This is a genomic window from Desulfovibrio sp. SGI.102 (assembly GCF_050314315.1).
GTDB lineage: Bacteria > Desulfobacterota > Desulfovibrionia > Desulfovibrionales > Desulfovibrionaceae > Desulfovibrio.
The window spans coordinates 14,280-28,783 of record NZ_JBNPNC010000035.1 but is presented as its reverse complement, the minus strand read 5'-3'; the positions used below and the strand labels follow the sequence as shown (position 1 = coordinate 28,783).

The 14,504-nt window shown below is 65.1% G+C and carries 11 protein-coding genes; 3 read left to right on the top strand and 8 right to left on the bottom strand.

Annotated features, from left to right (window positions below):
- Positions 1-1,253: VCBS domain-containing protein (locus ACQRCJ_RS08580; RefSeq protein ID WP_427799632.1), on the bottom strand; the 1,253-nt coding region annotated here is incomplete at its 3' end.
- A gap of 437 nt (positions 1,254-1,690) precedes the next feature.
- Positions 1,691-3,466, bottom strand: coding sequence for a formate--tetrahydrofolate ligase (locus tag ACQRCJ_RS08575; protein ID WP_006004036.1), 1,776 nt, complete (start codon positions 3,464-3,466; stop codon positions 1,691-1,693).
- 109 nt (positions 3,467-3,575) lie between these two features.
- Here ACQRCJ_RS08575 and ACQRCJ_RS08570 point away from each other — a divergent pair, with 109 nt between their 5' ends.
- Together ACQRCJ_RS08570 and ACQRCJ_RS08565 are read left to right on the top strand one after the other, a co-directional pair.
- On the top strand, positions 3,576-4,073 hold the full coding sequence (locus tag ACQRCJ_RS08570) for a hypothetical protein (protein ID WP_168934581.1): 498 nt from the start codon (positions 3,576-3,578) through the stop codon (positions 4,071-4,073).
- Complete coding sequence (locus ACQRCJ_RS08565; protein WP_168934582.1) at positions 4,051-4,281, top strand: hypothetical protein; 231 nt, start codon at positions 4,051-4,053, stop codon at positions 4,279-4,281. Before ACQRCJ_RS08570 ends, ACQRCJ_RS08565 begins: the two co-directional genes overlap by 23 nt.
- A 243-nt stretch (positions 4,282-4,524) precedes the next feature.
- Here the strand turns inward: ACQRCJ_RS08565 and bioA are convergent, their stop codons facing one another.
- The 5 genes from bioA to ACQRCJ_RS08540 form a co-directional block, all read right to left on the bottom strand.
- Positions 4,525-6,651 (bottom strand): adenosylmethionine--8-amino-7-oxononanoate transaminase, encoded by a 2,127-nt coding sequence (gene bioA / locus ACQRCJ_RS08560; RefSeq protein ID WP_427799631.1) that lies wholly within the window; start codon positions 6,649-6,651, stop codon positions 4,525-4,527.
- The gene (bioB, locus tag ACQRCJ_RS08555) at positions 6,648-7,595 is read right to left on the bottom strand and encodes a biotin synthase BioB (protein WP_304014740.1); all 948 of its coding nucleotides are present in this window, start codon (positions 7,593-7,595) and stop codon (positions 6,648-6,650) included. Before bioB ends, bioA begins: the two co-directional genes overlap by 4 nt.
- A gap of 161 nt (positions 7,596-7,756) precedes the next feature.
- Entirely contained in the window at positions 7,757-8,155 is a 399-nt protein-coding gene (locus tag ACQRCJ_RS08550; RefSeq protein ID WP_040368935.1) for a MucR family transcriptional regulator, read from the bottom strand.
- A gap of 146 nt (positions 8,156-8,301) precedes the next feature.
- On the bottom strand, positions 8,302-9,063 hold the full coding sequence (locus ACQRCJ_RS08545; protein WP_204674342.1) for a DUF4851 domain-containing protein: 762 nt from the start codon (positions 9,061-9,063) through the stop codon (positions 8,302-8,304).
- Positions 9,064-9,137: 74 nt separating this feature from the next.
- Entirely contained in the window at positions 9,138-10,208 is a 1,071-nt protein-coding gene (locus ACQRCJ_RS08540; RefSeq protein WP_303931923.1) for a sigma-54 interaction domain-containing protein, read from the bottom strand.
- A gap of 101 nt (positions 10,209-10,309) precedes the next feature.
- On the opposite strand from ACQRCJ_RS08540, the gene hrpB reads away from it, so the two are divergent.
- A complete protein-coding gene (gene hrpB / locus ACQRCJ_RS08535; RefSeq protein WP_303955895.1) occupies positions 10,310-12,895 on the top strand; it encodes an ATP-dependent helicase HrpB in 2,586 nt (861 codons plus the stop codon).
- A 611-nt stretch (positions 12,896-13,506) separates the two neighbouring features.
- Here hrpB and ACQRCJ_RS08530 read toward each other — a convergent pair.
- Positions 13,507-14,484 carry a YheT family hydrolase gene (locus tag ACQRCJ_RS08530; RefSeq protein WP_427799630.1) on the bottom strand — a complete coding sequence of 326 codons (978 nt, stop codon included), beginning with the start codon at positions 14,482-14,484 and terminating at the stop codon, positions 13,507-13,509.
- Positions 14,485-14,504: the final 20 nt, after the last annotated feature.

Genomic DNA, 14,504 nt, shown 5'->3' with positions numbered 1-14,504 from the left:
TGCACGGCTTCGCCCTCGCCCTTCAGGGTATAGGTCCAGGTACCGTCGCTGTTCAGCTGCAGATGGCCGAAGCTCCCTTCCACGGGCTCGCTGCTCTCCACGTCGCCATCCGTGACATCCTTGCCCAGAAAGATGCCTGCGTCAGGGCTCTGCGCCCCTTCCCAGCTGCCGTCCTGGCTCTTGTCACCGGCCACGGCACCAAACCACAGCTTGTGCCCGGCATCCACGTCATAACCGGTCACGGAGCCCGTCAGCTGCTGTGTGCCCTCGCTGTCAGCGTGCGAGCCGTCGTAGGCCTGGTTTTCCGCCTCGGTGCCCGGAGCAGTCACCACCTGCCCGCCATCGGTACGCCCCACGCCGCTCTCGATGAGCCCCAGCTCGGAATCCGCATCCAGCGTGACCTCGGGCTGGTCGTTGGTCCCCTTGATGGTCACGGAGAACGAGGCCTCGGCCTTGTCGCCCTGCCCGTCCTCCACACGCACGGTGAAGTCCTGCCGCACGGTCTCGCCCAGGGCCAGGCTGTCGGCATCGGGGTCATCGTTGTTCAGGGTATAGGTGATGACACCGGTGCCGGCATTGATGGTGATGACGCCATACTCGGTGACGATGCGGTTGCTGCCGTCAGCAAAGCTGTAGGACAGCCGCCCACCGTCAGGATCGCTGGCCATCACCTGCCCCACGACGACAGGCACACCGGGGGTGAAGAGATTGCCCTGGATCTCCTGGCTCCCGTCGGTCTCCACACCGGATTCCACCAGGGTCATGTCGTTACCGTCCACAGCGATGATGCCGCTGATCTCGGGATCGAGGTTCTGGTGCGTCCAGCCGCCGACCTTGTCATCGGCCCACTCCACGCCATCGTCAAAACCGATGTCCAGGCGTCCCAGATGATCGATGCCGTCCAGCAGGTCGCTGCCGCCGTATTCGTTATAGCGGCCGCCGCGCGAGGCGCTGCTGCTGGCGGCAGGACCGGCGGCGGGCATCAGGTCTTCGCCAAGGGCCGCGAAGAAATCCTGCCCGCTGATCTCCACACCATCCACCTGGAAGGAGGGCATCTCTTCCTTGGAGTACGTGGTGTAGAAGCCCTGCAACTGGATGGAAGACCCATCTTCAAAGCTCAGGACAAGATCGTCGCCATTGCGGGTCAGCGTCGCCGCATCCGCAGGAAAATCGAAGATGAAGCGCCCGTCAGGAGCGCTGGGGACGGTCTGTGTGGTACCAGCAGCAGGCTTGGCAAGACGGATATCAGCCATGAGGGACCCCCGGATAAAAAATCGTGTGATCTGTCAAAAAAATATGAAAACGTCAAAAGCCCCGTACCGAAAGGGCTCGGAACAGGGCTCGGCTTTGCAAGGCACGCTCGGGGAGCGTCCGGCGTCAGACAGGGAGTAGGCATAAAAAAATCCTGCCACGCCAGATGATTGCACATACGTTGCCCCGGTAAGGAACACGGTGACGCAAATCCCTGGAATCAGGCAGGAACGCTGCGGCCATCCATCAATGACGGCCAGATGAAATAAATACTATTTTTCCGATAAAGATGTCAATATCCGCCGCCTGACGGCACGGATCGTCCGCAGGGCTGTCGGCTCCCGCCCCTCCGCCGGTACATGGCATGAAAAAGGAGACCTCCCGGCCCCGAGGGCAGGAAGGTCTCCCCGTATCACAGCGTTATGCCGTCAGAAAAGGCCTAGAACAGGCCGGTCACCTGGCCGGATTCCAGATCCACGTCCACATTGCGGAAGGCAGGACGCGAACCCGTACCGGGCATGAGGCTGATGTCGCCGGCCACCGGCACCACCAGGCCCGCACCGCCGTAGAACAGGCAGTCGCGCACATGCAGGCGCCAGCCCGTGGGCGCACCCTTGAGGGCGGGATTGTCGGACAGGGAGTACTGGGTCTTGACCATGCAGATGCCCAGTTCTTCGGCGTCGGGACGGGCCTGCAGTTCCTTGATGCGCTGCTTGGCCAGCGAGGAGAATTCCACGCCGTCGGCGCCGTAGACTTCCTTGGCGATGGTCTCGATGCGCTGCTCGAAGGGCATGGACCAGTCGTACAGGGGAGCGAAGTTGTTGGGCTCGTTGCAGGCGTCCATGACGGCATCGGCCAGTTCCAGGGCACCGTCGCCGCCCTTGAGCCAATGCTCGGACAGGGCCACGCGCGCACCGGCTTCTTCACAGATGCGGCGGATGGCGGCGATCTCGTTCTTGCTGTCGGTGGCAAAGGCGTTGATGCAGACCACGGGCGACACGCCGGAACGGCGCACGATGCCGATGTGGCGCAGCAGGTTCACGCAGCCGGCTTCCACCAGGCCCACGTCTTCGCGGGTGTAGGGTTCGGGCAGCGGACGGCCGGGCATGGGCGGCTGGGCGCCGCCGTGGTTCTTGAGGGCGCGCACCGTGGCCACGATGACGGCGGCATCGGGCTTGAGGCCACTCATGTGACACTTGACGTTCCAGAACTTTTCGTAACCGATCTCGGAACCGAAGCCGGATTCCGTCACATGGATGTCGCTGAGCTTGAGGGCCACGCGGTCGGCGATGATGGAGCTCTGGCCCAGGGCGATGTTGCCGAAGGGACCGGCGTGCACCAGCACGGGCTGGCCTTCGATGGTCTGGATCAGGTTGGGTTTGCTGGCTTCCAGCAGCCAGGCCATCATGGCGCCGTCCACTTCCAGGTCGGCGGTGGTCACGGGATTGCCGGCGCGGTCAAAAGCCAGCACCACGCGCGACAGACGCTTGCGCAGGTCGGGCAGGTCGCGGGCCAGGGACATGATGGACATGATCTCCGAGGCGGCCGTGATGTCGAAGCGCGAACGCATCATGAAACCGTCGTTGCGGCGGCCGTCGCCTTCGATGCCGATGATGACGTTGCGCAGGGCCTGACAGCAGAAGTCCATGGCCCAGCCCATGCCCACGCGGGTGGGGTCGATGTTGAGGCGGCGCATGCCGGACAGGCGTTCCAGCTTTTCGTCGTCATAGTTGCGCTCGTGCTGCATGCGCGAGGTCAGGGCCACCATGGCCAGGTTGTGGGCCGAGGTGATGGCGTGGATGTCGCCGGTGAAATTCAGGGAATACGGGGTCAGCGGGATGCACTGGGCCAGACCGCCGCCCGCAGCGGAGCCCTTCATGCCCATGGTGGGGCCGCCCGAAGGCTGGCGGATGGCCGCCGTGGTTTTGACACCACGCTTGGAGAGGCCCTGCACCAGACCGATGGTAGTGGTGGACTTGCCTTCGCCCAGCGGGGTCGGCGTGATGGCGGTCACGTCCACATATTTGCCATTGGGCCTGTCAGCCAGACGGCGCAGCACCGCCTGTTGCTCGATCTTGCCCATGTAGTGGCCGTAAGGCAGCAGCTCGTCCTTCTCAAGCCCCAGCTCGGCAGCCAGGGTTTCCACAGTTTTCATAGATTTTTCGGCATCCTGGGCGATCTGCCAGTCAGGGTGCTTGGTGGGATCAAGAGCCATGGCTTCTCCTTTTTTGTTTGCCTGTTACTTATCCTTTTACAGGGCTTTGGGTCAAGCAAATGCCTGCCTCCGGCTTGCCTTTGCATGCCATCTGCAGCATGCTTTGCGGATGGAAAGATCCCAGCCCTTTCTTTTGCGCTGCACGCACGGCCGGCTGGCCCTGGAACTGCGCCTGTTGCCCGCCGGGCAGGACTGGCAATTGCTGCTGACCGGCGGTGATGCCCATATCGGTGCCGTGATCCTGGCCGAACCCGCAAACGCCCTGCCCCCGGAGGTCCCGGAAGCCATGTCCGCCCACACCGCCGGGGGCAGGTCACGACCGGGCGTCATGTCCGACACCGCCTCTTCCGGGACGGAAGATGGCGTGCGCCTGCATGTCCTGCGCCGTACAGGGCACCACGACGACAAGGCCGCCCTGCCGCTGGCGCGGGACTATTGCCGTGCGCTGAAGGCCACGGTATGTGTCAGCGCGGGCATCCACTATGACCATATCAGCCGCGAGGAGATCGACACGGTACTGGCCCTGGCCCGCATGCTGGGAGCCTGCGGCCTGCGCCGTCTCCGGAGGCTACAGGAGAACGACCATGCTGACAGTGAAAGATCTTGAAGAATTCGAGAACTATATGCGCTCCGGCGAGCTGGAGACCGATTTCAAGGACGGCTGCGAAAACGACCGCTACTATCTGCTGGAGCTGCTGGAAAAATTCATGGACGTGGCCGAACTGGCCGACGAGACGGCCACCAAGGTCATCTTCCGCGGCCAGATAGGCCTGCTGGCCGGTGCGGGGGCCGCCCCCGAAGGTGAAAAAAAGTAACGGGAAAAATATTTTTTGAGGGAAGGAGAGCCTTCCTCGGGCGCGCGGCTCTTGATGCCCGCAGTTCCCTGTGGCGCAACGGCCCGGCCCCTACGGCCCCTTGAGCCTATTGCCGGCACACGAGATGGGGCCCTCGTCCCTCAGGCCCTTTCCCCACGCGTCATTCCGCAAAGGCCCCGCCTGCCATCGGCAGACGGGGCCTTTGCCATCATCAGGATATGTTTTCGCAAGAACTCCCCTGCCCTACGCCAGCATGCCGGGCAGGGACAGCACATCGTGCATGGCCGCGCAAAGGCGCTCCACGTCCTCGCGGGGGCTCACATAGGGCGGCATCACATAGACCAAACGGTTGAAGGGCCGTATCCAGACGCCCCGCCGCACGAAAAAGTCCTGCATGGCGGCCATGTTCACCGGCCGGGTAGTCTCCACCACGCCGATACTGCCCAGCACACGCACGTCTTCCACCTGCGGCAGTCCCCGGCAGGGAGCCAGGCCCGCTGTCAGGGCCGTTTCCAGCATGGCCACCTGCTCCTGCCAGCGGCCCTCCGCCAGGATGTCCAGGCTGGCGCAGGCCACGGCACAGGCCAGGGCATTGCCCATGAACGTGGGCCCGTGCATGAAGACCATGCCGTCCCGGCAGATGCCCTGGGCCACTTCTTCCGTGCAGGCCGTGGCGGCCAGCGTCATGACGCCGCCGGTCAGGGCCTTGCCGCAGCACAGGATGTCCGGGCAGACACCGGCCCTCTCCGCGGCGAACAGCGTCCCGGTACGGCCAAAGCCCGTGGCGATCTCGTCGAAGACCAGCAGGGCCCCGTGCTCATGGCACAGGCGGGCCATGCCGCGCAGATAGTCGGGATGATAGAACCACATGCCGCCCGCGCCCTGCACCAGCGGCTCAAGGATGACCGCCGCGATGCGCTCGCCCTGCTCCGCGAAGATGCGGCGGGCATCATCCAGGCTGGCCGGATCGAAAGGCTGGTCGAAACGGCAGGAAGGCCGTTCCATGAAGATCTGGCGCGGCAGCATATGCGTGAACAGGCAATGCATTCCGGTCACGGGATCGCACACCGACATGGCGCCGGTGGTATCGCCGTGATAACCGCCCCGGGGCGTGAGGAAGCAGGTGCGCTGCTTCTGGCCGATGCCCTGCTGGTATTGCAGGGCCATCTTCAAGGCCACTTCCACCGACACGGAGCCGGAATCCGCCAGAAAGACACGCGCCAGGCCCTGCGGCAGCATGGTCAGAAGGCGTTCGCCCAGCTCCACGGCAGGCGCATGGGTCAGACCGCCGAACATCACATGCGGCATCCTCCCGGCCTGCCGCTGGGCCGCAGCCACCAGACGCGGATGGTTGTAGCCGTGGATGGCCGTCCACCACGAGGACATGCCGTCCACCAGCTCCCGGCCGTCGTCCAGCACGATGCGGTTGTGGTGGCTGCGCGCGGCCGCGAAGACCGGCAAAGGATCCACCACGGACGTGTACGGATGCCAGAGGATGCGCCTGTCCCGCAGCGGCAGGGGCTCTTCCTCGCCCGCTGGTGCCTGCCGCCCTGTCAGGGACGGCACATGCCGGGACAGCGCAGGCAGCAGCACGGCACAGGCATCGGCCAGCTCCTGCCAGCCCGCCGCATCCAGCCGGGCCACACGGGGCAGGACGACCACCGGCGCATCCTCGCCCCAGGCCGCCAGACGGAGGCGCAAGAATTCAGGATTGTCGGCCAGCACCCGTTCCCGGTCATGCCGTTCCCCGACGCTCAGTCCTTCCGGCTCTTCCGGCGCCATCAGGACCACCGCCGCCGGGCGCAGTCCCTTCAGGCGCAGGACCTGCAGGGAGAGCAACACATGGTTGAGCGCGCCCAGGCAGTTGCTGCCCACCAGCAGGACAGGCAGATCCAGGGCCGCCATGAAATCCAGCGTGTCTTCTTCCTCATTGATGGGGACAGCCATGCCGCCCGCACCTTCCACCAGCAGCAGGGAGGTCTCCGTCTCCTGCCAGTGGGCCCGGACATCCTCGGCCAGCCCGGCCACCGTCAGGCGCTGCCCTTCTTCCCCTGCCGCCAAATGCGGCGAGGCGGGCAGACGGAAACAGTGCAGGGTCGCCGCAGGCGCCGGGGGCAAGGGCGGCAGGTCGGCCACGGCACGCGCGTAGGCCACGCCGTCGGCCAGAGCGGAGGTCGCCAGCTGCTCCGGCCGCACACCGGTCTGGACGGGCTTGAGGGCCTGGGCCGCCACGCCCCGGCCACGCAGGGCCCGCAGCAAGGCCGCCGTGAACGCGGTCTTGCCCACGTCCGTCCCGGTGCCGGTCACGAAAAATCCCTGTACGGGGCCCCTGTCGCCGGGGCGACCCGCTGTCATCTTTCCAGCACTCATGGACGTGCCACCTCCAGCCCCGCAACTTCGATCATGCGGATGTCCTCTTCCACGCCCATGCCCTGCGTGGTCAGGTAGTCACCGGTCATCAGGGCATCGGCCCCGGCCCGGAACATGTCGCCCTGGCGCTCCCGCAAGGTCTCTGGCCGCCCGCCGCAGATGCGCAGGCTGGCTTCGGGCAGGATGTGCCGGAACAGGGCGATGATGCGCAGGGCCTCCTCCGGTTCCAGCAGGGGCTGTGCGGCCAGCGGCGTCTGCGGATGGGGATGCAGGAAATTCATGGGCACATGGCGCACGCCCAGCTCCCGCAGGCTGAAGGCAAAGTCCATCCTGTCCTCCCAGCTCTCGCCCAGGCCGAACAGCCCGCCGGCGCAGACCGAAAGGCCCGTTGCCTGCGCACGCAGCACCGTATCCCGACGCTGGTCCCAGAGCTGTGTGGAACAGATGCGGGGATAATAGGCACGCGATGTCTCCAGATTATGATGGTAGCGGCGCACACCGGCCTGTTCCAGTTCGCGCAGATGTTTTTCCGGCAACCGCCCCAGCGAGGTGCAGACCCGGCGACGCACGTCTTCCGGCAGGTCACGCACCACAGCCAGCAGGCAATGCAGTTCCTGCTCTTCCAGGGCCCCTCCGCTGGTCACGATGCCGATACGGCGCACGGGCCAGGCAGCCAGCCGCAGGATGCGTTCACGCAGTTCGGCCGCCTCCAGAAAGGGGAAATGGGCGATGGGCGTGTGGTTGTGGCTGCTCTGGGAACAGAAACGGCAGTCCATGCCGCAATCGCCGCTGCGGGCATTGATGATGGCGCACAGGCTGATGCGCTTGCCGTGATGCCGCTCGCGCAGGGCAGCGGCGCTGTCCAGCAGGGCCTCCAGCGGCGCATCAAGAAGACGGACCGCTTCAGCGGGCGTGGCGGGTACGGGAAAAACAGGATGGTTCATGCGATGGATCCTTGGGGGAATGCTTGGGACGAAGGGGACAAAGTCGATGCCTGTCCGGAGAGGTGGGAGCGTCATGCTCCCCCGGAAGGGCATATGCTGTACCAGGGCAGCATATGCCCTTCCGGTAAAAGAAAAAACCCGCCGGGCGGCGGGTGTTTGTGCTATTGGGCCTTGCGACGCTTTTCCCACAGCTTCATGTCTTTCATTTTGCGGCGACGCTCGCGCTGCAGCGCCTTGCACACCAGAGGCGTATCTTTCTTGAAGCCCCACTTTTCGCGATAGGCCGCGGCATCCATGCCGTGCATGGCCAGATGGCGCTTGGTGAGGATCTTGAAAGTCTTGCCGCATTCAAGACACGTTACAGACTTTTCCTTGATGGACTTGCGGGCATCCTGCTGCATGTCGGCGGAATCCAGCTCCACAGGCATTTCGCCCTCGGCGACGGTACGGATACCGGCAGCCACTTTCTGGATAAACGAAGTGATTTCTTCTTCCGACATGACGCGCACGCTGGCCTGCGCCCTGGCAATTTCCAGTGCTTCTTTCAAATAATCATCCATGGTGTACCTCATGCGTATAGCCTGCAACAGTGGAATTGCATTCCCCTCGTTGCGCCAATTTCAACAACTTTTACTGGGTACAATAGACGACAGCGTTTCGTCAACAAAGACGAAACGCAAAATCGTATATTTTTCGCCAGGATGGGTTAACGCCAGTCCATACGGTCATAGGGAGAGACCGTTCCCCAGAACGTTTCATCCATGTAACGCCACTGCAATGCGCCGATGTTGCGCTGCGGCATGATGCCTGCAGCAGGGACAGCCGCGGTCTCGACCATGAAGGCTTCACGGGCACGCTGCTCGAATGCGGCGATATAGTCGGCGCGCCCCAGAGGCAGGGCCGTGATGGAGGTGATGTCCTCGGGCAGGGGCTCACGGTATTCCAGTACGATCTTGTCACTGTCGAAATTGAAGCGGTTGGCGAACATGCGCGCCAGCCAGCGACGGGGCGGCTGGCCGTCCTGCGCGAGGATGCGGGCCCCCTCGGGGTCTTCCAGGGGCAGGAAGGCGTCACGCTTTTCGCTGGTGACATAGGTGCAGGCCTGGAAGCCCACGCCGCCGATGGTCTCCACCCCTTCGTTGATGCTGAAGGGATGGCGCATGATGCCGTCCCAGTACCAGCCGTTGGGGACTTCGCCGTGAGCCACGATGGCCAGAGGCGACGCGCCGTCGCCCTTGCCGTAGACCGTGACCCAGCTGTCCACCAAAAGCCCTCCCATGGCGCCGGAACTGGTCAGGCGCGAGGCACCCGTCATGCTGCCCATCAGGGGCAGGTCACGGGCTTTGAGGGCAAGAGCGGGCTGGGAAGACGAAACATAGGTATCGCCCACCAGACCGCGCTGCTGCCCGGCCACACAGCCGGCCAGCATGATGACCAGACAAAGGATACTTGCCATTTTCATGTTCATGATAGCCTCCTCCTGCCGCAAGGGCAGGCAAACCTGCGGGCATGCCCGCAGTCAAAAGCCGCCGGGCGTTCCGGCTACAGGCCTTTTTTCTTCAACTTTTCGATGAGGGTCGTCCGCTTGATGCCCAAAAGCTCCGCAGCCTGGTTCTTCACTCCGTCGGTCCGCTGCAGGGCCTCTTCGATCAGGTGCATCTCCACGGCATCCAGGAATTCTTTCAGTCCCATCCCCCGGGCCTCCAGAGTCTGGAGATCCGGCCAGACGAAACCAGAGGAAGGGCTGGAGGCAGCCGCAGCGGGCTCCCCGTTCCCGGCACCGGAAAGGACGTCAGCCTCAGGGGCATATTCCTCCACTTCCGGCAACAAGGCAATATCTCCCACACTCTGGAGCAGACGCGCCGGCAGATCCTCCGGGGATACGATATGCCCGTCGACCAGCACGCTCAGGCGTTCCATGACATTTTCCAGTTCGCGGACATTGCCCGGCCAGGCATAGGCCAGAAGGATGCGCTGCACGACGGGCGAAAGCTCCAGCGGGGGCCGTTCCTTCTTGCGGCAGAAGCGGCCCAGGAAATGCCGGGCCAGCAGCAGGACGTCCTGCCCCCGTTCGCGCAGGGGCGGCAGATGGATGGGGATGACGTTGAGGCGGTAATAAAGATCTTCGCGGAAGGTGCCCGCGGCCACGGCGGCTTCCAGATCCCGGTTGGTGGCCGCCACGATGCGCACGTCCACCTTGCGGCAGCCCGTGCCGCCCACGCGTTCTATTTCCTTTTCCTGCAGCACGCGCAGGATCTTGACCTGCAGGCCGGGCTCCATCTCGCCTATCTCGTCCAGGAAGATGGTGCCCCCGTCCGCCAGTTCGAAACGGCCGGGGCGGGAACGCAGGGCGTGCGTGAAGGCTCCCTTTTCATGGCCGAAAAGTTCGCTTTCCAGAAGATCACGGGGGATGGCGCCGCAGTTGACGGGCACGAAGGGTCTGTCAGCCCTGGGGCTGGCAGCATGCAGGGCCCGCACCAGCAATTCCTTGCCTGTTCCCGATTCCCCGGTTACAAGCACAGTGCTGTCCGTGGGCGCCACTTTGCCCAGGATCTTGAACACACCGGCCAGGCTGGCGCTTTGCCCGATGATTCCGTTGCTCTTGAGCTCCATGCATATTCTCCACGTTCATGGCCTTTACACTGTCAATACACTGACAGGCCATCAATTTCCAGTAAAAAACAGGGATGCATCTTCCCTTCCGCGCGACCGTCATGAAAGATTCCTCCGCCGCTGCCCGGCCTTACCGTTGCCCCGATCTTCCTTCCGCTCCTGTGGATGCCGTCCGTGCGGAACTTGCCGGCGCCCTGGAACACGGCAATGCCGTCCTGAGCGCCCCTCCCGGCGCCGGGAAAAGCAGCCGCGTGCCCCTGTGGCTGCTGGAGGCCCCCTGGCTGGAGGGCAGAAAGATCCTGCTGCTGGAGCCGCGCCGGGTGGCTGCCCGGGCCCTGGCGCGTTACGCCGCCCGCCTGCTGGGCGAGGACGTGGGCCAGACCGTGGGCTACCGCATGCGGCAGGAAAGCGCCGTCTCGGCCCGGACCCGGCTGGAGATCATCACCGAAGGGGTGCTGACCCGCCGCCTCCTGGCCGATCCCGAGCTCTCCTGCGTGGGCTGCGTCATCTTCGACGAATTCCACGAGCGTTCCCTGCATGCCGACATGGGGCTGGCCCTCTGTCTGGAGAGCCGGGCCGTGCTCCGGCCCGACCTGCGCCTGCTGGTCATGTCCGCCACGCTGGACAGCCACAAGGTGGCCGCCCTGCTGGAGGATGCGCCGGTCATCGCCTGCGAGGGCCGCCAGTTCCCCGTGGAGGAGCGCTATCTGCCGCTGCCGCCCGCCGCGGCCCACAGCGGCCCCCAGGCCCTGTGGCCGTACATGGCCGATGTCATCGCGGCCCTCATGCGTCAGGAATCCGGCAGCCTGCTGGCCTTCCTGCCCGGAACGGGCGAGATCCGCCGTGTGGCCGAGCTGCTGGAAGGACGCCTGCCCGCCGATACCCGCCTCTACCCTCTTTACGGGATGCTGAGTCCGCAGGAACAGGATGCGGCCATCGCCCCGGCGGCCGCAGGCGAGCGCAAGGTCGTCCTGGCCACGGCCATCGCCGAGACCTCCCTGACCATCGAAGGCATCCGTCTGGTGGTGGATGCGGGCCTTTCCCGCGAGAGCCGTTTCGATCCGGCCAGCGGCCTTTCCCGCCTGGAGACCGTGCGCGTCTCGCTGGCCGGGGCCCGGCAGCGGGCCGGTCGCGCCGGGCGTCTGGAGCCCGGCATCTGCTGCCGCCTGTGGCAGCAGGCCGAAGAGCACGGCTTCCGCCCCCAACAGCGGCCGGAGATCCTGGATGCGGACCTTGCGCCGTTCTGCCTGCAACTGGCCGTCTGGGGCACACGCAGGCCCGAAGACCTGCTCTGGCTGGACTTGCCTCCCAAGGCCCATCTGGCCGTGGCCCGGGAACAGCTGGCCGGACTGGGAGCCATCGAGCCCGGCACGGAAGAACTGCTGCCTACGCCCTTGGGCCGGCAGCTGGTAAAGCTGCCCCTGCCGCCCCGGCTGGCCTGCCTGCTGCTACGCGCCCGGGAACACGGATACGGCGCTCTGGCCGCCTGTGTGGCTTCCCTGCTGGATGAGCGCGATCCCCTGCCGCTAGCGGACGCCTCGCTGGCGCTGCGCCTGGACCGCTTCTGCGCGCCCGGCGACGGGCACGGAACTTTCCGCCGTCTGCGCCAGTGGGCGGAACGTATGGCACGACTGGCGGACATCCCCACCGGCAACGGTTCCGATGCCTCCGGGGCTTCCCTGCTGCGCACGGCACGGCAACAGCTGCCCCATCTGGGCGAGGTCGTGGCCCTGGCCTATCCCGAGCGGGTGGCCCTGCGCAGCGGCGAGAACAACGGCATGGCCCAGTACCTCATGCGCAACGGCAAGGCTGCCGTCCTGCCCCTGACGGACAGTCTGGCCCGGCAGGACATGCTGGCCGTGGCTGCCGTGGATGCAGGCACGCGCGGCCGCATCCGTCTGGCCGCAGCGCTGGAGCAGGACGTGCTGGAAAAACTTTTCCGGTCAGAGATCACCGAAAGCGAAGACCTGAACGTCAGTCCGGAAGGCCAGGTCAGTGCCCGCCGCCGTCGCCGTCTGGGGGCCCTGCTGCTGGACGATGCCCCGCTGCCCCGTCCCGATGGCGACGCCTGCGCCCTGGCCCTGTGTGCCTTCATCCGCGACCAGGGGCTGCGTGTTCTGCCCTGGGACGAGCCCGCGCGCCAATGGCTGGCCCGTGTGCGCCTGCTGCACCAGACATGGGGCGATCCCTGGCCCGACCTCTCCGATACCTGGCTGCTGGACGAGCTGGAAAACTGGCTGGCGCCCCATCTGGGCACCTGCACCGACCTGCGCCAGCTCTCCGCTGCCCGGCTGGCCGATGCCCTGCGCTGTCTGCTGCCCTACCCACTGCCGCGACGACTCGAACAGCTGGCCCCCGCACAATGGCAGGCCCCTTCCGGCAGATCGCATCCCATCGTGTATGATGCCGAAGGCGGGCCCTTCGTGGCCGCCAAGCTGCAGGAATTCTTCGGCTGCGAGGATACGCCCCACATCGCCGACGGGCGCGTGCCGCTGACCCTGCATCTGCTCTCGCCCGCCGGGCGCCCCCTGCAGATCACGCGTGACCTCGGCCACTTCTGGCGCAACGGCTACCCGCAGGTGCGTGCCGAGATGCGCGGCCGCTATCCGCGCCATCCCTGGCCCGATGACCCGCTGGCCGCCCAGGCCACGGCCCGCACCAACCGCCAGCTGGCCCGAGGCAAATAGGTCGTTTTTTGGGGAGGGGGAACCCCTTTGGCTGGCGCACAAAGGGGTTCCCCCTCCCCAAGCCCCACCCCTTCCCCAAACGCGCTTTGTTCAGGAAGATGGAGGCTGCGGATGAGCAACGGTCTCCCTTCGCTCACAGTCCCCCGGCACACCACAAAAACGACAATAAAAAAGCTAGGGCCGCAAGCCGCCTACGGTGCAAAAAAACGGCTGGTCGTATGGCCTCGAACACGCCTCCGCGCGTCCGGAAAAATATCTACTTGAAAACGCGTCCTGTCCCACTGCAGGGAAAAAACGAAGGCTCCGCCAAGAGTACGGCAAAAGGCAAAGAGCCCAGCTCATCGCCCTTCCCGGGCAACTTCCAGCTTTCCCCCCGGCCACACTCCGGCTACACCGCCTCTGACGCAAGCATCCTTTCAAAGGATCTCCCCGCGTCCATCTCCCCATACATCGGGGGACCGGCAGCAAAGGCTGCCCGCTGCATCATGCGTCACTGTCAAAAGACCATACGAGCGGTTTTTGGAGGATGGGGGAGTTTGAGGGGGAAGGGCCCTTTTTTCCGCCAGAAAAAGGGCCCTTCCCCCTCAAAACCATCTATCCACTCCCCCGACTCACCACAGTGAGCGTACGAAATCGCGTATGCGCTCCTCGCTGTAATAGTCCCTGCCGGGCTGGGCAAAGCCCACATGCCCGCCGTGCGGGGCCACTTCCAGATGCAGGGTCCCGCTTTTGGCCGCCATGTCCACGGGATAGCAGGAAGGCGAGCAGAAGGGGTCGTCCTTGGCCATCAGCATATAGAGCGGCGTCTGGATGGACGGCAGCCAGGGCAGCGAGCTGTTCTCGCGCCAGTAATCCTGGGCGCTGGCATAGCCGTAGAGGGGCGCGGTGAAGCGGCCGTCGAATTCCGCGAAGGTACGGAACTTCTCGATACCCTCCACCGAAGGGTAATTGGGGAACCGGGCCGCTTTTTCACGAACCTTGGGACACATGGTCCGCAGGAAATAGCGCAAATAGATGCGGCAGCCGGGCCCGTCCATGACTTTGGCCGCGCCCACCAGATCGCAGGGCACGGAGACGACCGCCGCCGCACGCACCAGCGGCGAGACCTGCTCCCTGGCCAGATACATGCAGGTCTGGTTGCCGCCCATGCTGAACCCGGCCAGCAGGATGGGCATATCCCACTGCTCGGCGTAACGCACTACCGTGGCCAGATCGACCGTCACGCCCATATGGTACAGGCGGTCGGTCCGGTTGGGTTCGCCGGAGCAGCCGCGCATGTTCCAGGCCAGCACCCGGAAACCTTCTTCCAGCAGCACGCGCGCCAGTCCCAGGATGTACCGGCGGCGGCTATGGCCTTCCAGACCGTGCGACAGAATGGCCACCCCGCGTTCCGGCAGGCCCGGCGGGGGCGTGTAGACATCCACATCCAGAAAATCCCCGTCCGGCGTATCCAGACGTACCCTTCGGCAGCGGGCGGCCTGTGCCGCATCGGGAAAGTCCAGACGGCGGCATTTGGCGGACCAGATGGTGTTGACATGGGCATTGCGCAGCCAGAGCGGCGCGCGGTAGCGGCTGGGCAGTATTGGCATGACGGCAGGCCTCGTGTAAG

Excerpts from the sequence above, each read along its gene's own strand:
- ACQRCJ_RS08575 (WP_006004036.1), bottom strand. The coding sequence starts at position 3,466 with ATGGCTCTTGATCCCACCAAGCACCCTGACTGGCAGATCGCCCAGGAT.
- ACQRCJ_RS08570 (WP_168934581.1), top strand. The coding sequence starts at position 3,576 with ATGGAAAGATCCCAGCCCTTTCTTTTGCGCTGCACGCACGGCCGGCTG.
- ACQRCJ_RS08565 (WP_168934582.1), top strand. The coding sequence starts at position 4,051 with ATGCTGACAGTGAAAGATCTTGAAGAATTCGAGAACTATATGCGCTCC.
- bioA (WP_427799631.1), bottom strand. The coding sequence starts at position 6,651 with ATGAGTGCTGGAAAGATGACAGCGGGTCGCCCCGGCGACAGGGGCCCC.
- bioB (WP_304014740.1), bottom strand. The coding sequence starts at position 7,595 with ATGAACCATCCTGTTTTTCCCGTACCCGCCACGCCCGCTGAAGCGGTC.
- ACQRCJ_RS08550 (WP_040368935.1), bottom strand. The coding sequence starts at position 8,155 with ATGGATGATTATTTGAAAGAAGCACTGGAAATTGCCAGGGCGCAGGCC.
- ACQRCJ_RS08545 (WP_204674342.1), bottom strand. The coding sequence starts at position 9,063 with ATGAACATGAAAATGGCAAGTATCCTTTGTCTGGTCATCATGCTGGCC.
- ACQRCJ_RS08540 (WP_303931923.1), bottom strand. The coding sequence starts at position 10,208 with ATGGAGCTCAAGAGCAACGGAATCATCGGGCAAAGCGCCAGCCTGGCC.
- hrpB (WP_303955895.1), top strand. The coding sequence starts at position 10,310 with ATGAAAGATTCCTCCGCCGCTGCCCGGCCTTACCGTTGCCCCGATCTT.
- ACQRCJ_RS08530 (WP_427799630.1), bottom strand. The coding sequence starts at position 14,484 with ATGCCAATACTGCCCAGCCGCTACCGCGCGCCGCTCTGGCTGCGCAAT.